Origin of the sequence: Geobacter metallireducens GS-15, from assembly GCF_000012925.1 — a bacterium.
GTDB classification, from domain to species: Bacteria; Desulfobacterota; Desulfuromonadia; order Geobacterales; family Geobacteraceae; genus Geobacter; species Geobacter metallireducens.
Genome location: NC_007517.1, coordinates 3349500 through 3372600, shown reverse-complemented (window position 1 = coordinate 3372600; position 23101 = coordinate 3349500). Strand labels below are relative to the sequence as shown.

24 protein-coding genes and 1 pseudogene are annotated in these 23101 nt (G+C 58.4%); 21 read left to right on the top strand and 4 right to left on the bottom strand.

Annotated features, from left to right (window positions below):
* Positions 1-54 precede the first annotated feature (54 nt).
* The 5 genes from GMET_RS14965 (at position 55) to GMET_RS14945 (ending at position 5894) form a co-directional block, all read left to right on the top strand.
* Positions 55-240 (top strand): DUF4177 domain-containing protein, encoded by a 186-nt coding sequence (locus GMET_RS14965; RefSeq protein ID WP_004514475.1) that lies wholly within the window; start codon positions 55-57, stop codon positions 238-240.
* Positions 237-2915, top strand: coding sequence for a DNA polymerase I (polA, locus tag GMET_RS14960; protein WP_004514474.1), 2679 nt, complete (start codon positions 237-239; stop codon positions 2913-2915). The genes GMET_RS14965 and polA overlap by 4 nt, the downstream gene beginning before the upstream one ends.
* A 166-nt stretch (positions 2916-3081) precedes the next feature.
* Positions 3082-4110, top strand: coding sequence for a GGDEF domain-containing protein (locus GMET_RS14955; RefSeq protein WP_004514473.1), 1029 nt, complete (start codon positions 3082-3084; stop codon positions 4108-4110).
* 131 nt (positions 4111-4241) lie between these two features.
* Positions 4242-4982: a DUF4197 domain-containing protein gene (locus tag GMET_RS14950; protein WP_004514472.1), complete on the top strand. Its 741-nt coding sequence runs from the start codon at positions 4242-4244 to the stop codon at positions 4980-4982.
* A gap of 9 nt (positions 4983-4991) precedes the next feature.
* A complete protein-coding gene (locus tag GMET_RS14945) occupies positions 4992-5894 on the top strand; it encodes a L,D-transpeptidase family protein (protein ID WP_004514471.1) in 903 nt (300 codons plus the stop codon).
* A 178-nt stretch (positions 5895-6072) separates the two neighbouring features.
* Here the strand turns inward: GMET_RS14945 and GMET_RS14940 are convergent, their stop codons facing one another.
* Together GMET_RS14940 and GMET_RS14935 are read right to left on the bottom strand one after the other, a co-directional pair.
* Positions 6073-6486: a hypothetical protein gene (locus tag GMET_RS14940; RefSeq protein ID WP_004514470.1), complete on the bottom strand. Its 414-nt coding sequence runs from the start codon at positions 6484-6486 to the stop codon at positions 6073-6075.
* A gap of 28 nt (positions 6487-6514) precedes the next feature.
* Positions 6515-7144 (bottom strand): O-methyltransferase, encoded by a 630-nt coding sequence (locus tag GMET_RS14935; protein ID WP_004514469.1) that lies wholly within the window; start codon positions 7142-7144, stop codon positions 6515-6517.
* Between the two features lie 139 nt (positions 7145-7283).
* Here GMET_RS14935 and GMET_RS14930 point away from each other — a divergent pair, with 139 nt between their 5' ends.
* From GMET_RS14930 to GMET_RS14905, 6 genes are all read left to right on the top strand, one after another.
* On the top strand, positions 7284-8213 hold the full coding sequence (locus GMET_RS14930) for a DMT family transporter (RefSeq protein WP_011366131.1): 930 nt from the start codon (positions 7284-7286) through the stop codon (positions 8211-8213).
* A gap of 3 nt (positions 8214-8216) precedes the next feature.
* Positions 8217-8582: a peptide chain release factor family protein gene (locus GMET_RS14925; RefSeq protein ID WP_004514467.1), complete on the top strand. Its 366-nt coding sequence runs from the start codon at positions 8217-8219 to the stop codon at positions 8580-8582.
* Between the two features lie 315 nt (positions 8583-8897).
* Positions 8898-9854, top strand: coding sequence for an IS110-like element ISGme8 family transposase (locus tag GMET_RS14920; protein ID WP_004513407.1), 957 nt, complete (start codon positions 8898-8900; stop codon positions 9852-9854).
* 62 nt (positions 9855-9916) lie between these two features.
* Entirely contained in the window at positions 9917-12274 is a 2358-nt protein-coding gene (locus tag GMET_RS14915) for an endonuclease MutS2 (protein ID WP_004512907.1), read from the top strand.
* Positions 12275-12322: 48 nt separating this feature from the next.
* Complete coding sequence (locus tag GMET_RS14910; RefSeq protein WP_004512906.1) at positions 12323-12601, top strand: type II toxin-antitoxin system RelE/ParE family toxin; 279 nt, start codon at positions 12323-12325, stop codon at positions 12599-12601.
* Between the two features lie 14 nt (positions 12602-12615).
* Positions 12616-12921, top strand: coding sequence for a HigA family addiction module antitoxin (locus GMET_RS14905; RefSeq protein WP_004512905.1), 306 nt, complete (start codon positions 12616-12618; stop codon positions 12919-12921).
* Between the two features lie 19 nt (positions 12922-12940).
* On the opposite strand, the gene GMET_RS14900 is transcribed toward GMET_RS14905, so the two are convergent.
* The gene (locus GMET_RS14900; protein WP_004512904.1) at positions 12941-14455 is read right to left on the bottom strand and encodes a B12-binding domain-containing radical SAM protein; all 1515 of its coding nucleotides are present in this window, start codon (positions 14453-14455) and stop codon (positions 12941-12943) included.
* Positions 14456-14575: 120 nt separating this feature from the next.
* Here GMET_RS14900 and GMET_RS14895 point away from each other — a divergent pair, with 120 nt between their 5' ends.
* The 6 genes from GMET_RS14895 to GMET_RS18470 all read left to right on the top strand — a co-directional run bounded on the left by GMET_RS14895 (position 14576) and on the right by GMET_RS18470 (position 19115).
* A complete protein-coding gene (locus GMET_RS14895; RefSeq protein WP_004512903.1) occupies positions 14576-15256 on the top strand; it encodes a class I SAM-dependent methyltransferase in 681 nt (226 codons plus the stop codon).
* Between the two features lie 25 nt (positions 15257-15281).
* On the top strand, positions 15282-15602 hold the full coding sequence (locus tag GMET_RS14890) for a toxin-antitoxin system TumE family protein (RefSeq protein ID WP_011366130.1): 321 nt from the start codon (positions 15282-15284) through the stop codon (positions 15600-15602).
* Between the two features lies 1 nt (position 15603).
* Positions 15604-15945: a hypothetical protein gene (locus GMET_RS14885; protein WP_004512901.1), complete on the top strand. Its 342-nt coding sequence runs from the start codon at positions 15604-15606 to the stop codon at positions 15943-15945.
* Positions 15946-16062: 117 nt separating this feature from the next.
* Positions 16063-17433 carry a hypothetical protein gene (locus GMET_RS14880; RefSeq protein ID WP_011366129.1) on the top strand — a complete coding sequence of 457 codons (1371 nt, stop codon included), beginning with the start codon at positions 16063-16065 and terminating at the stop codon, positions 17431-17433.
* A gap of 67 nt (positions 17434-17500) precedes the next feature.
* On the top strand, positions 17501-18430 hold the full coding sequence (locus GMET_RS14875) for a hypothetical protein (RefSeq protein ID WP_004512899.1): 930 nt from the start codon (positions 17501-17503) through the stop codon (positions 18428-18430).
* 40 nt (positions 18431-18470) lie between these two features.
* Positions 18471-19115 carry a hypothetical protein gene (locus GMET_RS18470; protein ID WP_004512898.1) on the top strand — a complete coding sequence of 215 codons (645 nt, stop codon included), beginning with the start codon at positions 18471-18473 and terminating at the stop codon, positions 19113-19115.
* Between the two features lie 121 nt (positions 19116-19236).
* Here the strand turns inward: GMET_RS18470 and GMET_RS14870 are convergent.
* Positions 19237-20582 (bottom strand): annotated as a pseudogene (locus GMET_RS14870) (IS5-like element ISGme3 family transposase).
* 127 nt (positions 20583-20709) lie between these two features.
* On the opposite strand from GMET_RS14870, the gene GMET_RS14865 reads away from it, so the two are divergent.
* The 4 genes from GMET_RS14865 to GMET_RS18465 all read left to right on the top strand — a co-directional run bounded on the left by GMET_RS14865 (position 20710) and on the right by GMET_RS18465 (position 23068).
* Positions 20710-22119, top strand: coding sequence for a hypothetical protein (locus GMET_RS14865; protein ID WP_004512896.1), 1410 nt, complete (start codon positions 20710-20712; stop codon positions 22117-22119).
* A 115-nt stretch (positions 22120-22234) separates the two neighbouring features.
* Complete coding sequence (locus GMET_RS19105) at positions 22235-22393, top strand: type II toxin-antitoxin system RelE/ParE family toxin (protein ID WP_315971691.1); 159 nt, start codon at positions 22235-22237, stop codon at positions 22391-22393.
* Entirely contained in the window at positions 22390-22671 is a 282-nt protein-coding gene (locus GMET_RS14855) for an XRE family transcriptional regulator (protein ID WP_004512895.1), read from the top strand. The genes GMET_RS19105 and GMET_RS14855 overlap by 4 nt, the downstream gene beginning before the upstream one ends.
* A 142-nt stretch (positions 22672-22813) precedes the next feature.
* Positions 22814-23068, top strand: coding sequence for a DMT family transporter (locus GMET_RS18465; protein WP_238378943.1), 255 nt, complete (start codon positions 22814-22816; stop codon positions 23066-23068).
* Positions 23069-23101: the final 33 nt, after the last annotated feature.

The following is a 23101-nucleotide window of genomic DNA, read 5'->3' as shown; positions in this document are numbered from 1 at the left end:
GATATGGGCTACTATCCTGCGAGGCTCAGAGGAGAACAATGAAAGAGGTGCGCAATGCCCATATACAAGGTTGTTGAGATAAATACGGTTACCGAGGATGTCCTGGAGGAGATCCTCAACGAGTGGACCGCCAAGGGGTGGCGGTTCGACGGGATGCAGTTCGCCATGCGGGATGCGAGCCGGCGCCCCGCCATGGCCTTTGTCTTTTTCACGCGGGAGGAACGGGAGGTGGCGCCATGACCGGGAAACAGACCCTCTACCTCATCGACGGCTCCTCCTATATCTACCGGGCCTACTACGCCATCCGGCACCTCTCGTCCCCCAAGGGGTTCCCCACTAACGCCCTCTACGGTTTCACCCAGATGCTCCTCAAGGTCATCAAGGACCGCCGCCCCGACCATATCGCCGTGGTCTTCGACGTGGGGCGCACTACCTTTCGCACCGACCTCTACCCCGACTACAAGGCCAACCGCTCCGCCATGCCCGACGATCTCGTCCCCCAGATCGCCCCCATCAAGGAGATGGTCCGGGCCTTCAATATCCCGGTGCTGGAGCTGGCGGGGTACGAGGCCGACGACATCATCGGCACCATCGCCCGGGAGTGCGAGGAGCGTGGGATGGAGGCGGTGGTGGTCACCGGCGACAAGGACCTGATGCAGATCGTGAGCGAGCGGGTCACGCTCCTCGACACCATGAAGGAGAAGGCCTCGGGCATCCCCGACGTGCAGGAGCGGTTCGGCGTCGGGCCGGAAGGGGTGATCGACATCCTCGGCCTCGCCGGTGACACCTCCGACAACATCCCCGGCGTTCCCGGCATCGGCGAGAAGACCGCCATCAAACTGATCCAGGAGTTCGGCTCCCTGGACACGCTTCTGGAGCGGGCTGGCGAGGTGAAAGGAAAGACCGGGGAGAAGCTCCGGGAGTTTGCCGACCAGGCCCGCCTCTCCCGGCAGTTGGCCACCATCGTGCGGGACGTGCCGATGGCGTTTGATTTTGCCGCCTTTGCCGCCTCTTCCCCCGACAACCGGCGTCTGGCCGAGCTCATCAAGGAGTACGGCTTCACCACCCTCATGAAGGAGCTGACCAGCGAGGCGACCCTCTCCACCGAGCAGTACCGGACCGTCGCCACCGAGGAGGAATTTGAGGCGCTTCTTGCAGATTTGAAAGCCGCCGGCACCTTTGCCGTGGACCTGGAGACCACGAGCCTGAACCCCCTGGAGGCGGAGATCGTCGGCATTTCACTCAGCTACCGGGACCACGAGGCGTGCTACATCCCGGTGGGGCACTTCTATCTGGGGGCGCCGGAGCAGCTCCCCCGCCGGCGGGTGCTGGACGCCCTGACGCCCCTCCTCATCGACCCGAAAATCCGCAAGGTGGGGCAGAACCTGAAGTACGACTACCAGGTCTTCCGGCGCCACGGCATCGAGCTTGGCGGGGTCTGGTGCGACACCATGGTGGCCTCCTACCTCCTGAACCCGGTCCGCTCCGGCCACGGCCTCGACTCCCTGGCCGTGGAGCATCTGGATCACAAGATGATCTCCTACGAGGAGGTGGCGGGAAAGGGGAAGGAGCAGGTGAACTTCGCCCAGGTGCCGGTGGAGAAAGCCTCCACCTATTCCTGCGAGGACTCGGACGCCGCGTGGCTCCTCCACCGTCTCTTCCTCCCCCGGGTGGCGGTGTGGGGGATGGAGCGGCTCTTTTTTGATGTGGAGATGCCCCTGGTGCCGATCCTGGCCGAGATGGAGCTGGCCGGGGTAAAGCTGGACCTCCCCCTTCTCGGGGAACTATCCGCCGGTTTCGGGAAACAGCTGGCGGAACTGGAGGGGCGGATCACGGGGCTCGCTCCGGAGCCCTTCAATCTCAACTCCCCCAAGCAGCTCGGGGAGGTGCTCTTCGAGAAGCTGAAGCTCCCCACCGGTAAGAAGACCAAGACCAAGACCGGTTGGTCCACCAACGTGGAGGAACTGGAGCGGCTGGCCGAGGCCGGCCACGAGATCGCGGCCCTCATCCTCCAGTACCGGGGGCTCGCCAAACTCAAATCCACCTATACCGACGCCCTCCCCAAGCTGGTGCAGCCAGCCACGGGAAGGGTCCATACCTCCTACAACCAGACCGTCACCAACACGGGGCGGCTCTCCTCGTCGGAGCCGAACCTGCAGAACATCCCGGTCCGGACCGAGGAGGGGCGACGGATCCGCCGGGCTTTCATCGCCGAGGAGGGGCACCTGCTCCTCTCCGCCGACTACTCCCAGATCGAGCTCCGGGTCCTGGCCCATTTCTCGGAGGACCGGGTCTTCTGTGACGCCTTTGCCAAAGACGAGGACATCCACACCCGCACCGCCGCCGAGGTCTTCGGCCTCTTCCCCGAGATGGTGACCCCCGAGATGCGGCGCCAGGCCAAGGCCATCAACTTCGGGGTCATCTACGGCCAGGGGGCCTTCAGTCTCGCCAAGCAGCTCGGCATCGCAACAAAAGTGGCCAGGGAGTTCATCGACAACTACTTCGCCCGCCATCCCGGTGCCCGGGCGTTCCTGGACGGCTGCGTGCGGGAGGCGGAGGAGAAGGGGCATGTGACCACGCTCCTTGGGCGCAGGCTCCCGATTCCCGACATCAAGAGCGCCAACGGTAACATCCGGGCCTTTGCCCAGCGCAACGCCGTCAACTACCCCATCCAGGGGTCCGCCGCCGACATCATCAAGGAGGCCATGGTGAAGGTGACGGCCCGGATGCGGCGCGACGTCGTGGGGAGCCGGCTCATCATGCAGGTCCACGACGAACTCGTCTTCGAGGTGCCCAAGGGCGAGGTGGTTGCCATGGAACAGCTCGTGCGGCGCGAGATGGAGCACGCCGTGAGCCTGCGCGTGCCGCTTAAAGTGGATATAAACCACGGCGGGAACTGGAGCGAGGCCCACTAGGCCATGCCGGAGTCCGGCAGGGGCAAACGGGGATTGATGCTTATTCTATAGATGGGTTTTATTAAGAATAACTGCGTGGAATTGCGGGCGTCTTTCGTGATAGTGTTTACAACCTTGTACTGAGGAAAACCCGGTCCCTGCCCATGGGTGGGGAGAGGAGGCGGCTGTGGGGTGTGACATTTTGCAGGAGATCCTTGACTCGTGCCTGTCCCTGGAGAAAAAGGCCGCGGCCATCTTCAGGGCCTTTGCCGCCCATGCCGTCCGGGACGATGCCCGGAGCTTCTGGGAAGCCGTGGCCGCTGAAACCAACCACCACAGCGCTCTCTACGAGCGCCTCAACACCCCCATCTCCGAGGGAGGGGCCGCTCCCCTCGTTATCTACAAGCCGGCCGAGACCCGGGAAGAGCTGGAGATGATCGGGCGGAACATCGACGAGCAGTTCGAGCTCTACCAGGCGGCGCCCACTCCCGAGGCCGCCTGTCTCCTTGGTTTCCGGCTCCAGCTCTATCTCCTTCACCCTGCCTTTGCCAGCCTCTGCCGCATGACCAAGGATGTCACCGGCGAGGATGCCAACGACCTGGGCTACGGTAGGTATCTGCGCCGGTTCATCGACGGGATCGGCATCTGCGGCATGGCCACGGCCGAATCGGAACTTCTCGGAGAGGCCCTCTTCCGCCTCTGGAACGAGGCGCGGCAGCTGGCAGTCCAGTCCCATACCGATGCCCTGACCGGGGTCCTCACCCGGGCCGGCTTCTTCCAGGCCGTCTCCCCCTTGGCCTACGCGGCCCAGCGTAACGGGAACAACGCGGCCATCATGCTCATCGACATCGACTACTTCAAGCTTCTGGGGGAAAATTACGGTCACCAGACCGGCGACCGGGTGCTCCAGGTGGTGGCCGACACCATCACGTCGCACCTGCGGCGCTCCGACGTGGTGGGGCGGTACGACGGGGACGAGTTCATCGTCTACCTCTCGCCGGTGGAGCCGGCCTCCCTCAAGTCCGTGGCCGAGAACCTCAGGGTCCAGGTGGAGGAGGCGACTGCCCGGATCGTCCCGGTCACCATCAGCATCGGTGTGGCCCAGGGGACTTTCGGCCCCGACGTGGACCATTCCCTCGAAGAGCTGGTCCGCAAGGCCGACGAGTGCCAGATGCAGGCCAAGTACACCGGCAAGAACAAGGTCGTCATGAAGTAACTTCCTGCGGGCCAGGTCCTGCGGCTTACCGGACTGCCCGTGGCGAAACCTCAATCTATCTCCCGCTTGCGTTGGCCTGAAACGGGGGCATACTTCCCTAGTGAAGCTGATTAACCACCGGGAGGTGCCCCATGCGCTACATTCTCGTCTCCATCCTTTCTCTCTCGCTTATCATCTCCGCATCCCCCAGCCAGGCAGGATTTCTGGACGACCTCACCCGCCAGGCGGCGCCGCTCCTCCAGGGGGGGATGGGGAGCAGCCTGGACGACTCCACCATCATCAAGGGGCTCAAGGAGGCACTTGCCACCGGCACCGAGCGGGCCGTGAACGAGGTGGCGAAGCCCGACGGCTACTTCGGCAACAGCCTCATCAAGATCATGCTCCCCGACAAGATCCAGAAGGTGGCCGATCTCCTGGGGACCGTGGGGTACCAGAGGCAGGTGGACGAGTTCGTTCTGAGCATGAACCGGGCGGCGGAGAAGGCGGCGCCCCAGGCTGCGCACTTCTTCGGCGACGCCATCCGGGACATGAGCGTGGAGGATGCGCGGGGGCTCCTGAACGGCGGCGACCGGGCCGCCACCGACTTCTTCGAGAAGAAGACACGCGGCAAGCTCTACGACGCCTTCAAGCCGACCGTGGGTAAAACCATGGGAGAGGTGGGGACCGTCAAGGCCTTCCAGGATATGGTCGGGAAGTACCAGGCGCTCCCCCTGGCCGCCTTCGGAGGAAAGCCCTCCCTGGACCTGAACGATTACGTGACCAATAAGGCCCTGGACGGACTCTTCACCATGGTGGCCGCGGAGGAGAAGAAGATCAGGACGAACCCGGCGGCCCGGACCACGGATCTGCTGAAGACGGTGTTCGGGCAGTAGGAAAGGTCCATGGCGGCACCGTGGGGCAATGGCGGGAATCGGTGGCGCCGGGAGGTTGCGCTGTTGGTGTGGGCGGCGCTTCTGGGGGCGCGGTTGGCAGGGGCGACCATCTTTCCGGGGCCGGCCGAGGTGGTGGGACGGAGTTCGCTTCAGGAGGCCCGGAAGGGAGAATCGCTCATCGAGGTCGCCCGGAGCCACGACCTCGGTTTCAATGAGATTGCGGCGGCCAATCCCGGTCTCGACCCCTTTGTCCCAACCGCGGGCAGCCCCGTCACCATCCCCGGACGGCACGTGGTTCCGGCGGCGGTGGTGCCGGGACGGCTGGTGGTGAATCTGTCCGAACTTCGCCTCTACTTCGTTCCGGAAGGGGGGACGCCGCGCATTGTCTCCTTTCCGGTCGGGACAGGAAGCGAGGGGAAGGAGACCCCCCTCGGCGTCTACCGGGTGACGGAGAAGCGCGCCAATCCCGCCTGGCACGTTCCTCTCTCCATACGCCAGGAGCGGCCTCGCCTACCCGCCGTGGTTCCCCCGGGACCCGACAATCCTCTCGGAAGCCACGCCCTGCGGCTTACCGACGACGGCCTGATGATTCACGGCACCAACCGGCCATGGGGGGTTGGTCGTAACGTGAGCCACGGCTGTATCCGGCTCTATCCCGAGGATATCCCCGTTCTTTTCCGGCTGGTTTCCCTCGGGACGCCGGTAGCCATCGTCCGGGAGCCGGTGAAGGTGGGTGATCAGGAGGGGCGGCTCCTCATCGAGGTCCATCGGGATGAGGGAGCCGGGATCGACTACGCGGCGGAGGCGACCCGCCTAATCATGGCGCGGGGGAGGCTCGACCGGGTGGATTTCCCGCGTCTCTTCCGGGCCCTGGCCGAAAAGCGGGGGGTGCCGGTCGACATCGGCCGGTGACCCGCTAATTCGGTAACAACAGAAGTTGAATAACACGGAGAGACGGAGAGCACGGAGAACCCAATAGAATAGAATAAGTTTTTTGCCGACCCCACAGGTGATAACAATCGGATGGTCCTTGAACTCACGTGCCGGACTTTACTCCGTGTTCTCCGTTTCTCCGTGTTATTGAATGCTTTTATTTTTTCTGCTGGAGTTCGAAGGCCTTCGCTGATTTCCCCGCCGACTGTTCCGCCTGCCGGGCGGCTCCCTCTGCCTTCGTTGCGGCCGCATCGGCCTTTGTGGCCGCCGTCTCGGCCCTGGTTGCAGCGGCGGCGGCCGCTTCCGCCGATTGCTGGGCGTTTTGGGCCGACTGCTGGGCCTGGGTGCGAATGTCGGCGTTTTCGCGTTTCACGGCGTCCAGGTCGGCTGGTGTGGCCACGGGGCGTTTCGACAGATCGGCAACCTGGGCTTCGATGGTATTCAGCCGCTTTTCCAGTCCGCTGATCCGGTCCGCCAGGGGGGCGGTCTGCTCCTGGACGAATGTTTTGGTGGCGCACCCCGCCGTGAGGGCGAGGAACGGGATGACTGCCGCAGTGACGATTCGTTTCATGGTTCCCCCTTGTGATGCCGTTCTGGCGTTATGACAGGCGATAGGCGACCATCACCCCGTCGCGCAGCGGAAGGATGGAGGTGAAAAAGTCCTTCCTACCGGTCATGAAATCGTTGAAGTCCCGGATGCCGCGGGTTTCGGGGTCGTCCTCTCCCTCCACCACCTTGCCGTACCAGAGGACGTTGTCGGCGATGACCAGGGCATGGGGGGCGAGGTGCGGGATCATGGCCTCCATGGCTTCCCGGTACTGGTGCTTGTCCAGGTCGATGAAGAGGATGTCGATGTCGCGGTAATCGCGGCCGATATTCAGGGCGTCGCCGACCCGGAACTCCACCCGGTCGCTGAGGCCGCTTTCCTGGAACATTTCCCGGGCATAAGCAATATTGGTGGGGGAGTAGTCGGTCATGACCACCTTCCCCGTGATGCTGATGGCCCGGGCGAACCACCAGGCCGAGTAGCCGAACCCCGAGCCCAGTTCCACCACGAGCCGAGGCTGCTTGATGCGTGTGAGGATATAGAGGAACCGCCCAACCAGGCGGTCAACGATGGGGAAGCCCAAAGCCTTGGCCCGGCTTTCCATTGCGAGGAGGCTGGGGTTATCCTCGGGCGCCAGCCCCATGAGGTACTCCTCGATGCGGGAATCGGTTATGGGGATCATCGTTCGTTTTCCTTCCAGGTATCCGTTACCCATACAGTCTGTTAAGTCTAACACTTTCGCCGGGATGCGCAATTCGAGCCGGGAAAAAGGGTAAAAACTGCGTGTTGACTTCCTCAGCCCCCCGGTCTTTAATGACCCAATGACACACACGCGCGAATCGGCACCGATGCCCCAGGGGAAGGTCACCGCCATCCTCGTCTTCACCACGGTCCTGTGGGGCGGGAGCTTCCTCTTCAACAAGATCGGAATGCGGGAGATTCCCCCAATCCAGTTTTTCTTCTTCCGCTTCGCCCTGGCGGCGCTTCTCATGGGGATCATCTGCATCCCGCGGCTTTCCCGCCTGAACCGTGACATTGTCCGGCGCGGAGCCATGGTGGGGGTGGCCCTGGCGGCGGTGAACCTCACCTTTGTCCTGGGGGTCTCGGGGACCACCATCTCCCGGGCCGGCTACCTCAACAATCTCTTCGTCCTCTTCATCCCCCTCATTTCGTTCCTGATCTGGCGGGAGCGGCTCGACCGGATCACCTTTGCCGGAGTTTTCCTGGCGGTCGCCGGTCTCTGGGAACTGGCCAGCGGTGGGGCCGAGGGGTTCAACCGGGGTGACCTCCTCTCCACGGTCTGCGCCGTGTTCATTGCCATTCACATCATTACCGTGTCGCGGGTCCTGCGGGATGAGGACGTCTACCTGGTCACCTTCGTGCAGTTCTCCACCGTGGCCCTCGCGGGGGCGGCCATCACCCTTGCCATGCCGTGGCCGGCGTTCACCATCGGCGCGGCCGGGGGGTGGTCCCTGGCCTACTGCGCCATCTTCCCCACGGTCATCTGTTTCACGCTCCAGAACGCCTTCCAGCGCTTCACCACCCCCACCAAGGCGGGGCTCATCTACACCCTTGACCCGGTCTGGAGCATGCTGGCCGGGGTCTTTATCCTGGGGGAGCGCCTCACCCCCCGGGAGCTCGTAGGGTGCATGCTGATCCTCGTGGCCGTGGCCGGTCCGCTCCTGGGGAGGCTCTACCTGGAACAGCGCCATCGGCGGCTCTACCACCTTGACGACGTGGAGGAGGCGTAGCCCATGGCCACCCCGACCTTTGCCGTCAGCGAGGAGAAGAACCGCTGGCTCCGGGAGAAGATGACGGAGCTGGGGGTGGCCGAGGCCGACCTGGAAGAGAGCTTCGTCCGCTCCTCCGGCGCAGGGGGGCAGCACGTGAACAAGACCGCCACCTGCGTCCAGATCAAGCACCGCCCCACGGGAATCGAGGTGAAGTGCATGAAGGACCGGAGCCAGTCGGTGAACCGGTTCCTGGCCCGACGGGAGATTCTGGTGCGGATCGAGCGGTTGCAGAAGGGAGAGAGCTTCCGGGACCCCAAGGCGGAAAAGCTGAAAAAGCAGAAGGCGCGGCGGAAGCGGCGCGCCAGCGGGAAATACGAGAAGGAATAAGTCCCAAAACCATTTAATAACACAGAGCAACTGAGCAACAGAGTAAACTCGATAGGCTGAAGGTCACACCCTTGACAATCGTTTGTTAGGCTCTTTCCGAAAACAGAAATTTGTCTTTTCTCAGTTGCTCAGTTGCTTGTATGTTTCAGTAACCGGTTATATGTTCTCCAGAATTGGACACGACAGCTTGGTCGTTGCTTGGGCCAATTGAGCCCGTCACAGAGCGTAATGCGTCGTGTCCATCTTTCCTCAACCCGAACGGTTGCTTGGGCCGAAACGAGCCCGAATTTTCGCAAGAAAGGGACTGGAGAGAATATGGAACCCAATGATGCAGTTGTTGGAGTCGACGTTAGTAAAGAGCATCTTGATGTCTACCTCATGCCAACTGGTGACCAGAAAAGGGTGACTAACGATGATGCCGGTTGTGCTGAGCTGACGACGTGGCTCATTACGAACGCCCCTTGTCGGATTGTTCTCGAAGCCACCGGCGGCTTGGAGATGCTAGCTGTCAGCACCTTATCAGCAGCGGGTCTGCCAGTGGTCGTGGTTAATCCTCGGCAGGTCAGAAACTTTGCCAAAGCATGCGGGCTGCTGGCGAAGACCGATATTCTTGATGCCAAGATCATTGCCCGATTTGCCCAAGCCATCAAGCCTGAAATCAGGCCGCTCAAGGACGAGACAAGCCAAAATCTAGCAGCACTGCTGGCCCGCCGCCGGCAGTTGGTCGAGATGCTTGTGGCGGAAAAAAATCGCGTGATTTCCGCTGCACCTACGGTCCGCAAAGGCATCATGACCCATATTGCCTGGCTGACACAGCAGATCGATGACGTTGATAAAGACATCTCAACTCTTATTCAGTCCAGCGAATCCTGGAAGGCAAAAGAAGAAATCCTTACCAGTGTCAAGGGCATCGGCCCTGTGACTGCGGCCACCATACTGGCAGCACTTCCGGAGTTGGGGACCATTTCCCGACAGCAGCTTGGCGCTCTGGTCGGAGTATGCCCCTATAATCGGGACAGTGGCAAATTCCGTGGAAAGCGCGCAATCTCCGGTGGCAGAGCAACCGTGCGTTCTGTCCTGTACATGGCAACATTGTGTGCCGCCAGGTTTAACCCGGTTATAAAAGCCTTCTATCAACGCCTTACAAGCGCCGGAAAACTTCACAAAGTCGCGATCACCGCTTGCATGCGAAAACTACTCACCATCCTCAATGCCATGGTGAAAAACAACCAGAAGTGGGATCACTCGAAATTCACTCCACTTCTGCACTAATTTGTTGACTGAGAACACGGTTGCTCTGTGTTTCAATAAGCCTTTTACTAAGGATTTTTCTGATGATACGACACGAAACCCTCCGCACCCTCGAATTCGACAAGGTCCTCGCGGCCGTCGGCGGCTACGGCCACAGCACCGCCACCCAGGATGAGATCGCCCTGATCCGTCCCCTGGACGATTGGTCGGCCATCACCCGGCGCTTCGGCCAGGTGGACGAGATCCGGCGCATGACCCAGCAGGGGATCGCCATCCCCCTCTCCACGTTCGACGACATCTCGGCCCTTCTGGACGCGGTGCGCCCCGAGGGTGCGGTCCTCGACCCCACGGAATTGGTGATACTCTTTCCGGTGCTCCGGACCATGACCGCCATCGCCAAACAGTTCGCCTACCGGTCCGACATCCCGCTCCTGAAGGAGTTGGCTGGCCACGTGACCGGCTTCCCCGACATCCTGGACGAGCTGGAGGTGTCCATCGACAGCGAGGGGGAGATCCTCGACTCCGCCTCGCCGCTCCTCTTCGACCTGCGCAAGAAAAAGCGCGCCCTCACCGAGCGGATCCGGCGGCGGCTGGCCGAGATCGTCCGGGAGACCGGCGTCACCACCTTCCTCCAGGACGACTTCATCACCCAGCGGGGTGGCCGGTGGGTGATCCCGGTCCGGATGGACTCCAAGGGGATGGTCCCCGGCGTGGTCCACGACGTCTCCAACTCCGGCGAGACCGCCTTCATGGAACCATTGGAAATCATCGGCCTCGCCAACGAGTTGGAAAACCTGGTGGCCGAGGAGAAGGCCGAGATGATCCGCATCGTCCGGGCCATCTGCCGGATGCTTCGCCGCGAGGCCGATCCCCTGGCGGAACAGTTCCGGACCCTGGTCCACCTGGACCTCCTGAACGCCGTGGCCACCTTCGCCGATTCCCTCTCCGCCGAAAACCCCGAGATCAACGACGCCCGCTTCATCCGGGTAAACGAAGGGCGGCATCCCCTCCTGGCCCTCATGGCCCGGGAGCGGGGTGCCGGCAGGGTCGTGCCCCTGGACCTTTCCCTCGGGGAGACTGAGCAGGTCATGGTCATCACCGGCCCCAACGCCGGCGGCAAAACCATCTCCCTCAAGACCACCGGCCTCCTCCACCTCATGGCCCTGGCCGGGCTTCCGGTACCGGCCGCATCCACCTCGTCGTTCCCCCTCATCTCCGACCTCCTGGTGGACATCGGCGATGAGCAGTCCATCGAGCAGAGCCTCTCCACCTTCTCGGCCCACGTCTCCAACATCGCGGGGATCCTGGAACGGGCCGACGACCGGACCGTGGTGCTTCTGGACGAGCTGGGGACCGGTACCGAGCCGGTCCAGGGGGCGGCCATCTCCTGCGCCGTCCTGGCCGATCTCCAGGAGAAGGGGGCACGGGTCATCGCCACGACCCACCTCACCGACATCGTCGGCTTCGTCCACAAGCGGGACGGGATGGTGAACGCCTCCATGGAGTTCGACCGGGCGACCCTCACCCCCCTCTACCGCCTCAAGAAGGGGGAGCCGGGGCAGTCCCACGCCCTGGAGATCGCCCGCCGTTACGGCCTCCCGGACCGGGTGGTGGAGTTCGCCACCGGCATGCTCTCCCGCATGGAGACCGAGTTCCACGAGCTTCTGGCCGAGCTGAAGGACCAGCGCCGGCGCCACGAGGAGGCCCTGGCCGAGGCGGAGCGACTGCGGCGGGATGCCGAGGAAAAGGCCCGCATCGTCCGTGAGCGGCTGGCCGAGGCCGAGGCGAAGCGGCGGGAGGCGGTGGAAAAGGCGTTTCAGGAGGCGAAGGAGATTGTCCGAAGTGCCCGGCGGGAGGTGAACGCCATCATCGAGGAGGCCCGGAAAGAGAAGAGCCGCGAGGCCCGGAAAAAGATCGACGAGGCCGAGGCGCGGGTGGAGGAGCAGCTCCAGGAGTTCCACCCCGAGGAGCGCGTTCCCCTGGAGGCCATCAGCGAGGGGGACACGGTCCATGTGAAGCGTCTCGGCCACGACGTGACCGTCCTCGCCGTGGACCGGAAGGGGGAGACCCTCAAGGTCCGGGCCGGCACCTTCGAGCTGGTGGTGGAGGCGGCCGACGTGGCCCCGCCGAGGGAAAAGGGGGGGAAGAAACCCAAGGCCAGGGCCGCCGCCAAGATCGCCGCCCCTTCCCGGGAGTCCACACCCCACGAACTGAACCTCATCGGCCTGCGGGTGGACGATGCCCTGGGGCGGCTGGAGCCGTTCCTGAACCATGCATCCCTGGAAGGGTACGGCGAGGTGCGGATCGTTCACGGCAAGGGGACCGGCGCCCTCATGCGGGGGGTGCGGGAGTACCTGGACGGCCATCCCCTGGTGCGGGAGTTCCGCCCCGGCGAGCCCTTCGAGGGGGGCGAGGGGGCCACGGTGGTGCTGCTAAGGTAGGGGGTAAATCTGCTTGACGTTTAACGTGGAGCGTTATATCTTTTTGCCATGATCAAGTCATTCCGCTGCAAGGACACCCAGGCTTTGTTCGAGGGGAAATGCCCGCGTCGGTTCAAGGCGTTCTCTACGGTTGCCGAGCGAAAGCTGCAAATGCTTGATGACGCCCACTCGCCCGAAGATCTCCGCTCGCCCCCGGGCAACCGCCTGGAAGTCTTGCGCGGTGACCGCAAAGGACAGTGGAGCATCCGGATCAACGATCAGTGGCGCCTTTGCTTTCGCTTTGAGGATGGCAACGCCTTTGATGTGGAGATCGTGGATTACCATTGAGGAGATGAAACGTTATGAACCCCACCAACAGAATGCGCCCCATTCATCCCGGTGAAGTGCTGCGTGAGGAGTTCCTGATCCCCCTGGGGATGAGTGCCCATGCGCTGGCGCTGGAACTCAAGGTGCCGGCGCCGCGCATCAACGACATCGTGCGCGAGCGCCGTGCCGTTACGCCCGACACGGCTCTCAGGCTGGCCCGGTACTTCGGCACAACGCCGCAGTTCTGGCTCAATCTGCAGACCAGTTACGACCTTAAGATCGCCGAACGGGAACTGGGCTCGAAAATCGAGCGTGAAGTTCACACACGCCTCGTGGCCTAGCCGAAAATAAATTTTCCCTCTACTCCGCGCACTCCTTCCCCTCGAACATGCCGGTGGCGCTGATGCCTTCGGCCACCTTCCGGAAGTGGAACCCGAAGATGGCCAGGGTGATGGCCAGGGGGAAGAGCCGGGGGCGCCGCACCAAGGACCAGGCGAAGAGCTTCCAGAACTGGAACCGCTCCCTTCCCAGCACCCCCAGGAACAGGATCGATGAGAAAAAGGCCCGGAGGTGGGCCGGGTTCGGCTGGAACCCTCCCGGCGGGGTCCGGTACTCCTTGAGGAAGGTGATGATCCGCCGGTAGTAGGGGCGGGGGGAGTAGATCCCCTTGAGGATCTGCCGATAGCCGCGGATGAGGTCGTCCGTTGGCATTCGGGGGACAAAGTTGAGGGCGATGGCGGTGTTGTTGCCGGAGGCGTCCCGCAACAGCCGCCCCTCGTCGGCCAGGCGCTGGTGGAGCTTGGTTCCCCGCAGGGCCGTGAGCATCCCCACCATGGCGGTGACGATGCCGCTCTCCTGGATGAAGCGGATCTGCTTCTCGAAGATGGAGGCCGGGTCGCTGTCAAAGCCGACGATGAACCCCCCCTGCACCTGGAGCCCCGCCCGCTGGAGCCGCTTGACGCTCTCCAGGAGGTCGCGGTTACGGTTCTGCACCTTGCCGCTTTCGTCAAGCCCCTCCTCGTGGGGGGTCTCGATGCCGACAAAGACCTCCGTGAACCCGGCCTCCACCATGAGGGCCATGAGTTGGGGGTCGTCGGCCAGGTCGATGGAGGACTCCGTGAAAAAGGAGAAGGGGCGGCCGTGTGCCTCCTGCCAGGCGATGATGGTGGGGAGGAGCTCCCGCTTCAGCTTGTTCCGGTCGCCGATGAAGTTGTCGTCCACGAAGAAGACGCCCCCCTTCCAGCCGCGGATGTGGAGGCTGTCCAGCTCCGCCACCAGCTGTTCCCGGCTCTTGGTGCGGGGTCTGCGACCGAAGAGTTGGGTGATGTCGCAGAATTCGCAGTCGAAGGGGCACCCCCGGGAGTACTGGATGTTCATGGCGGCGTAGTCCCCGATGTCCAGAAGCTCCCACCGGGGGAGCGGGGTCCGGGTCAGGTCGGCCCGCCCGCTGGCGGTGTAGGAGCGTTGGGCGTGCCCCGCCGCCAGATCCTCCAGGAAGGGGGGGAAGGTCAGCTCCGCCTCCCCCAGAACCAGGTGGTCCGCCTCGGGGAACTCCTCGGGCGCCGTGGTGAAGAGGGGGCCGCCGGCAACGGTGGTGACTCCGAGCGTACGGCACCGGGCGAAGAGGTCCCGCACCGCGTCCCGCTGGATGATCATGGCGCTCACGAAGACCATGTCGGCCCAGGCGAGATCAGAGTCGGTGACCTCCCGGACATTCTGGTCCATGAGGCGCGTTTCCCAGGAATCGGGGAAGAGGGCGGCAACGGTCAGGAGCCCCAGGGGTGGGAACGCAGCCTTCTTGCCGACGAATTTCAGGGCGTGGCTGAAGCTCCAGAAGGAATCGGGGTAGCGGGGGTAGACGAGAAGAACGTTCATGGAATCCTCCGTGATCCATGCCTCCCTGTCAGGGGGGCAATGTCCGGGTGAAATTGTACCCCCCGGCAGGTTTGGTAACTGTAATTTTTATGTAAAACAGGGGTAAACGAGGGAATTGCCGTGTTTCAGGACCCGACCGACGAGTACATCCGCACCATCACCGCCCACTGCGACCTGGCGGGGAAAGAGGTCCTCGAAGTGGGGTGCGGCACCGGCCGCATCACCCGTGATCTGGCCCGCCACGCCCGCCGGGTCGTGGCCGTGGATCCCGACGAAACTGCCCTGGCAAAGGCCCGCTCCGCCGTCCCCGCCCCCAACGTCCAATTCCTCCCCATGCCCGATGGCGTCCTCCACTTCCCCCCCGCCTCCTTCGATGTGGTCATCCATACCCTCTCCCTCCACCATGTTCCCCTCGATCGGATGAACGAAAGCCTCCGCGCCGCCGCCGGCCTTGTGCGGGACGGGGGCGTCATCGTCGTGGTGGAGCCCGGCGACGGCGGCTCCTTCACCGAGGCCAAGGAGCGCTTCGGCGCCGGCAGCGGCGACGAGCGCCCCGGCCGGGAAGCCGCCATCCGCGCCATGCACGGGCTTGACGGCTGGACCGTGGGGGAGACGGTCCTCTTCCGGGTCCGGTTCCTCTTTGCCGACGAGGATGACTTCATCGCCACGAAGCTCCCCGGCTTTGGGGAGAAGCCGGAGGCGTTCCAGCAGGAGGTGCGGGAGTTTCTGGCCCGGCACCGGACGGCGGAGGGGGTTGTGCTTGATGCGGGGCGGAGGTTGAATGTTTTACGGCGGGGATGAAGAGAATAAAAATGAAGTGTTGTAGGTGTTGACAACACTAATTGCCGTTGTTACTCTCTCCAACATGAATGCGAAACTTCTTCTGAACGAACGCCACATCATTTCTGAAAATGCGTTTGTAGAGATGGTGGTGTGGCGTGTGCCGTCGCCTCTTCCCGGAAGCGCACATGGCTTCAAGTATCGACTTGCCCTTGTTGTCGATGAGCAATGTGTGCTTCGCTATGACAATGAGGCGGGCAAGGGTGATCACAAGCACCTGGGCGAAGAAGAAATGCCGTATTCCTTTACCTCGCCTCAGGACCTGTTGGATGACTTCTGGAGAGATGTGGACAATCGGAGGTTTTAATATGCGTACCGTAACGTTGGAAATTGCTTCCCGTGAAAAAATCAATCGCAGGTTTCTGCGGGCGTTCGATGACGAATCGCAAGGGGCCTTTATCAGTTTCGAGTCGCCCGAACTCCTGTTCAAGGTGATTTCGGGCCGGCGCTGGGATCTGCTCAAAGTTATGACCGGTGCCGGACCGATGACAATTCGTGAGGCAGCCCGCCGAATGAAGAGGGATGTAAAAGCGGTGCATGCCGATGTGCATGTGCTGCTCAAGGCTGGGATAGTGCAGAAAACTGACAAAGGGCTGATTGTCTTTCCCTTTGACGCGGTGCATGTGGATTTTATGCTGAAAGCGGCCTGAGTGCTCGATGGGGAAGTGCCGCGCTTTTTCTTCGCCGCCAGCGAAATGTTCTATTTGGGTAGATGAGCGGTTCACGCGCGCACGTGAACCGCTCAATATCGAGTTAGGTGAATAAAAATGAAGACATTTTTCATGCAACTTCAAGTCGTGCCTACGCGAGAAAATGAAAATTACGATATGGCAGAAGGAGCTTTGGTGGGATGCTGGATTCTCGAAACTGACCCTGAAGTTGCCTTTGCGAAAGCTACATTCCAGGTTTCAAAATACGACTGGCTAATCACAGGAGTAGAAACCCCACCTATTGAAGTAACACAAGAGAACTTTGTCGGTGAGGACATAGGTGCAGAACAATATGCAAAAGCCCAGCAGGAAGGGCTCGCCTTCTTTTACGTCGGATGGGCGAGAGACAAAAAGACGTCTGTAGAGCCTATTACAATCAGGCCATCGTTCAAACCAAATGTCGAATCTCACTTAAGGAAGCAGAAACAGGAAAAAAATCGAGGAAGATGCCTGCATTACGATGGCGGAGTCCGATGTCGTGAATATATAAATGCTCATTCAATCCAAAAGAATCAAGCGCTGTCAGCAATATCGCGCGATGGCCATGTTTATACTCCTTCAGCGAACATGACTACGTTGAGGGAAAACAGAGGTGCACCTGCTTATGAATTGAATGGCATAGGCACCGTATCAACATTTCTAGGATTCTGTAAAAAACACGATAACGAACTTTTTGCTCCTATAGATAATAGCCTGCTTCTTCCTACAAATGAACAAGTGTTCCTGTATGCTTATAGGTCCATTTGCCGAGAGGTTTTCGTTAAGGATAATGCGTTAAATCTCATAACCCACAAGATAAATGATATCCCAGCCAATAACTTCTTAAGAGGCCACCTAGAAGCTTTCAAAGCTGGAACAGAAATTGGATTTAAAAACCTCAAACGTCACAAGTCAAATTATGACGATTCATTGAGAAAATCAGCCTTTAATGACATAAAGCATGCATTATTCACGTTCAAGGGCGCCCCACCTATCGCATTTTCGGGTTTATTCTACCCTGACTATGACTTTAAAGGGACACAGCTACAATATCTAGCCGACCATCGGAATGACTTTGACCTCATTACTTTTTGTTCTGCACCAATGGCGAAGGGATGGGGGTTTTTGTTCGCTTGGCACCATACAAGTTCTCAGATCTGCAATAGGTTTCTGTCGTCACTATTCGAAGAGATGTCAACTGGAAGCCGTGTCGCAGATATGCTTTTCCGCTTGGTGATTTCCGCCTGTGAAAATCACGCCATTTCTCCAATTTGGTGGGAACAATTGCCAAAAGATCATAAAGAGGAAATCAGCAGAACATTTGGCTGCACAGTCAGCTCGTTTTCACCCACAAAGGCAACATATTTAGCCAAGGGGTTAGAAGGAATAGCAGAATGGGATTTGTCATCTGTGATAACTAACACCGACCTAGCACCCAACTTGCGCTAAGACCATGACCGGGCGATAAGGCTGCCCGGCAGGTCAGGCGCAGCCCCGTTATACAGAGAACTAAGACATGAAAAAACAAACTGAAATTAATCCGGTCGAATTTGCAAAATGGTTCAGGGAACTACCAGAAAAAGAGAAGCGTAAGGGTAGTCAAATTGAGGCACTGCGGGCGGAAGAGGATTGGGAAAACTTCTCAGAACTCTTCAGAAAAGGCGTTTGCAGCATTTGCAACAAGCCACTGAAAACCTTTAGCGTTAGTAATCCTTGCCTTCATTGGCTTTTAAAACCAAAAGGGTTCAAGAAAAACCACTTTAAATACCTTATGGAGAACTTCAGGTACTTTAGAATATCCGCCTATGCAAGATGGGTGGCAGCTATTGATGGACCAATAAGAAATATCAACGATTTAAAAGATGAGCATTCAGGAAATAAGATTTTCGATTTTACTGCAAGATACAAGCATATAACCTGGTCGTATTCTTGTTCAGACACCGACTTTAAAGGGCATTCTACAAGTAGGAATAGCGATTTTCCGCACTACCACATGCAAATGTATGTGAACAAGATGCCCTTTATAAAGTACAACGATTTTCATATTCCGTTTCATAACGAGGACCTATGCGATCTGGAACTGCTTATAAACAACAGTGACATAGTCAAGCATTCGTATGGTCGAGGAGATGGCATGGAAGCCATTTTCAGCAATGAGGATGCTCTCAATTTCATCATAGACAAGTCAACACCTACGACTGACGCCGAAGCGGCTTTTCACATGAGTACAATCGTAATGGCACCAGAAGGTGGCACCATCTCAGGTGATGAAATCCATGAAGCCTTTGAAGAAGCTAAAGCGACAGGCAGAACAATGGCATCAGTGCTTAGAGAAAGGCTCAAAGATGCAAACATTCGGACAATAGTTTCGCCTGGAGAAGGAGTCCCTGAAGCAATGCCGCGGAGTGGTCGAAATAAAGATCGCGCAAGAGATGATGAGATATAAAAGCGATTAGGGCTTCTTCAGTAAAAATAGGAGCAATAATATGAACGAACCAATTACAAATGTCACACTGCGAGTACATGTCGGAGATTATATCAAAGAAATTACTCATGAGCGATTAGCTGATTTCGCCGACCTAACAGGACTTGATGCAGTAGCACCCAATCGATATTCATGGCTGCTTGTGGTGGATATGTTGGTAAATTTGGAAGTAAATGGCATCGACCCAACACAAATCGTTCAAGAAATTAAAGCATTGGAAAGCAGTAGTCATACCAGTTTCGTCAAACCTGCTACGCAGTTTAAACATCCTCCACTACATCCATTATGGCACAAGCACTACTTTTCAGCTCATTTCGTGCCTCACAACATACATGCAGAGTTAAATCGCGGAGGAAAGCTCGAAAATTTAGTAAACGAAGTATTAGATCCCAATAAGTCACCTATCATTACGCGTGAGATGATAAACGAGTTGGCGCATCGTGTCGTCCACGAACCTTTTGAGGCTCGTTCCGATGAAGGACGTATGACTGGAGAATGGCTCATCTTCGCCAAACAAGATGGAAACAATTACTATTTATGTATGGCAACACATGATGCTGGAGATCAGGCCATCTACGACAAACTCGCATATGCTGTTAAACGTCAATTCCCTATGCTTGAGCCATTTGCAAGCGCACGAACATAGAGAGGACAGGGTATAACCACGCCCTTGGACACCGACCGCCCAAAGAAACTGGGCGGGCGGGTCAAGTCCGGTCCAGTTGGTAGGCTAAACAAGTCGTCCCTGAAAAAGTCCCCAAACGGTCTCAGTTGGTCTGAAACCGGCAGGGTAAGCACTCCAGCAAGGGCATCAGGTTCAGATCGATGCCCCTGAATCGCTCTTTGAAAAGCCACAAAAGGATAGCTCTGAGGAGCTTCCTGATGTTGAAGCCGCACCCGGCCAGGATGGCGTTGATTTTGTCGCCTTCTTCGCCCTTCAGGTAGTTGCGGTCCATCCGGTGGTCTTGCTTGACGTGGCCGATAATCGGCTCGATGCCGCTGCGCCTGCGATACCATTTCCAGGCGCTGGCCTTCATGCTCTTCTTTTTCTTGTTGGCCAGATGGATCTCGGTGCTGTCGAGTTTTGCCGGGGCGCCTTTGTAGCCTTTGTCGCAATAAGCATGCTGGGGGCGCCAGCCACTGATGGCCTGTGCCTGATCGAGCGCCTCTTTTAGGGTATGCCCGTCATACGGGTTGCCATGGACGGCCTGAACGCCGACGATCCAGCTGTTCTCTGAGGTGCTGACCAGCGATACCTTGCAGCCAAATTCGTATTTCTTGTGGGCCTTGCCCTTGGCGATGCATTCCACTTCGGGGGCCTGCATGCTGTAGAGCTTGTTCGAGTCGTTTCGCTTCTGGCCAAAGATCCGCTTCGCCCGCTCCAGCATGGTGGCCAGCAGAGGGGCCGGAGCCTCGCATTTGCGTTGGATGTCACGAATCACCCGGCCAAGGTACAGGCGCAGCCGCTTTTGTTCCCGCTTGGCCCGTTTCGTCTGCCGGGCGTGGCTGTAACGACCCTGCATGATGAAGGCCCGCTTGCCAAGTCGCTCGTAACTCTGGCGAAGCTCGATGCCGCCTCTTCTGGCGAGCCGCACCAGAATACGCCGGGCCTTGTGGTAAAGTCGGGCGTCGGTCGGAAAGGCGATGGCCTTTTCCTGGACCGTGGTGTCGACGTTGACTCGCTCCAGGTCTTTTTCGGTCACGTACTCCTTGCCCTTGGCCGTCTCGATGGTCACCTGGAGCAACTTCTCCATCCCCTTGGGTCCGATGCGCTTGCGCCACTTGACCAACGTGGTCGGATCGAGCGGGAACTGGTGCTGGAAGTGTTCGAAGCCGCAGAAGTACTGCCAGTAACCGTTTTCGATGAACTGGGCTACCACCGCCTCATCGCTCACATTGTAGGCATGCTTGAGGTAGTGCAGCCCGACCAGCAAACGGATCGGCAGTCCCGGTCGACCGATTTTGGCGACGTAGTGGGAACCAAACTCCTTGTCAAAGACCGTCCAGTCGATGGTGTTGGCCAGGCGGAACAGGGGATGCCGGCGTTGAGGATCTGATCGAGTCGGGAGCGGAACAGATCTTCCTGGCCGGTGGCGCTTGTTTTTGGTTTCATGAAATCACCAGGTTTTGAGAGTGTTGATTCAATTGCTGGCGATTTTACCACACAATAAACGCAAATTATATCAATAACATCAGTATGTTATACTTTTTCAGGGGCGACTAAACAATCGGAGTTGGCAATGATCCCGAATTTGGATTGGTATTTAAGCATCAGTACGCAACAACAACTAAGTCCTCGCTGTCCCTATGCCACGGTATATCACTGCCCAAGATACTACCAAAGCCTATCCTTGCTTGGTGAGGCTGGAAGTACTGGAATCGCCCCTGCTGAAGATAGCAGATTAAAACAACAGTGGGAGCAAACTGAGGTATGGCCGGTCACCGCCGAACAAGCAACCTCAATATCAGGACCAGGAAACGAGGTTAAGCACTTCATGCGGTTTTGCCCTGAAGTGTCGTATGACCGCTTTGGTCTTTTTGCCGCTGAACTGCATAGGTTTGCAGATGAAATAGATGTAGATTGCACTCATAAAACGCTTCGCAATGAGGGGGCCACGCCCGAAGACTGGCGATGGAATTGGAGCTTGGTTGAGTCGATGCATTACACCCAATGCCCGCTTTATTCGTTGTTAAGGGTCGGGAAAGGCAAGGATGGCCCCAAACCGATTTTTCCCGACATCGGCATGCCGGATTCGATTACCAGCCACTTGGTTTCCATAACGGAATGCGACGACTATACCGCGCAGGACGTTGAAAACCTGATCGTTGAAATGTATGAACACCCTGAAATAAAAACGTACGAAATCTACTGTCGGCAAGAAAATCCGCACCTGCAAAGAGCGTTGGACGATTATAGGATTACTGGCGATACGGTGAAGATGCACTATTACAAAGATCCCGACTATGAACTGAGCTTTGTCAAGATCAATAAGAACGCCGCCACGTCGGACTGGGAAAAACATTTAATCGCAACCAGCCCGATGTATTTCAAACGGGAAATAACTCTATCGGACCGACAGCGGGAAAGGATGGACAGGGAAAGGAGCCAGACTGTATGGGACAGGGCACAACGGCATCCTGTCTATGTCATTCTGATGATTCTTGCGGCAATTGCCTCGCTGATAGGGCTTGTGGCGTTATTTCGCGGAACAGAGGACAATAACAAGATTAATTCTCAGACCGCCCCTCAACTACACGAAGTAGCGAAAACACCTGTCATGCGCAACTTGTCGTCCTCCTCAGTTGCCTCTCCTCCGCCTGTGCAGGAACACACGACTTCCAAAAACGTTAGATTTGAGGAAAGTCTTGCGAGGATGAAGGTGAAGCTACGAAGCGGTATGAGTTACGAACAGCTTGTTGAATTATTAGATGAAGCTAGAGTTGCGAAAACTATGAGTGGGGATATTGCTCCGGTACAGATAAGACAATTCAGCTGTTATGAAGAGCTGGAGAACTTGTGGAGCCAAAGAACTCCAAACGCTCTGTTACAGAGGGGTGTTGTGAGCAGCTGGGAGGAGGCAAAAAGGGAGTATTCTTTCACAGAAGAACCTATTATCAATAAGAAGTTTGCGGAGTGCTATTCTTATTGACAGCGAATGAGAGCCCAACCAAGCAGATCCCCCCACAATTTGGTCAGGCGATCTCCCCAACCGTTATTCACCACCCAAATTCAGAAAGATCGACAAGGATATATGAGAGGTCAGAATCAGATTGGCGGATGGTATTGCTCGGGTTTTCTTCACGGTGGACAGCGACTACATGATCTTACTGCATGGCTTCATCAAGAAATCTCAAAAGACCCCACAAAACGAACTGAAGACGGCATTAAGCCGCCTTGGCAATTGCAAGAGAGGCACAAAATGAAAAACGAACATGTAGGATCGAGCTTTGACGACTTTCTTGAAGAAGAAGGGCTGCGTGCGGAGGCGGAAGCTGCCGCAATCAAGAGGGTTATCGCATTCCAGATAGAGCAGGAGATGAAACTGGCGAATCTCTCAAAAACCGCCATGGCTGAAAGGATGTGCACCAGTCGCACTGCCCTTGACAGGCTCCTTGATCCCGCCAATGTTTCCGTTACCCTCCAAACCCTCGAAAGAGCGGCCCTTGCCCTCGGCAAAAGCCTGAAAATTGAACTGGCATGACCACGCACTCAGACCGGGCGGGGAATCCGCCCGGCAGGTCAATCCCCCGCTCCATTAGTTCCCAAGTACGGAGATCATCATGGCATGGTTTTACCTCGTTCTTGCCGGCCTCTTTGAGATCGGCTGACCAGTCGGCCTGAAGATGGCACAAGCACCCGAGACCCGGTGGCCGGGCATTGGAGTCGCCGTTGTTTTCATGGCGTTCAGCGGACTTTTTCTTTGGATGGCTCAACGGCAAATTCCAATCGGCACTGCCTATGCCGTCTGGACAGGCATCGGCGCTGCTGGAACCTTTCTTGTCGGGGTTCACTATTATGGTGATCCGACGTCAATTGCTCGATACGCGGGCGTGGCACTTATCGTGGCTGGTGTTGCCACGCTCAAAATGGCGCATTGATACCTGTGCGCCAACTCCATTGTCAGGAGGACC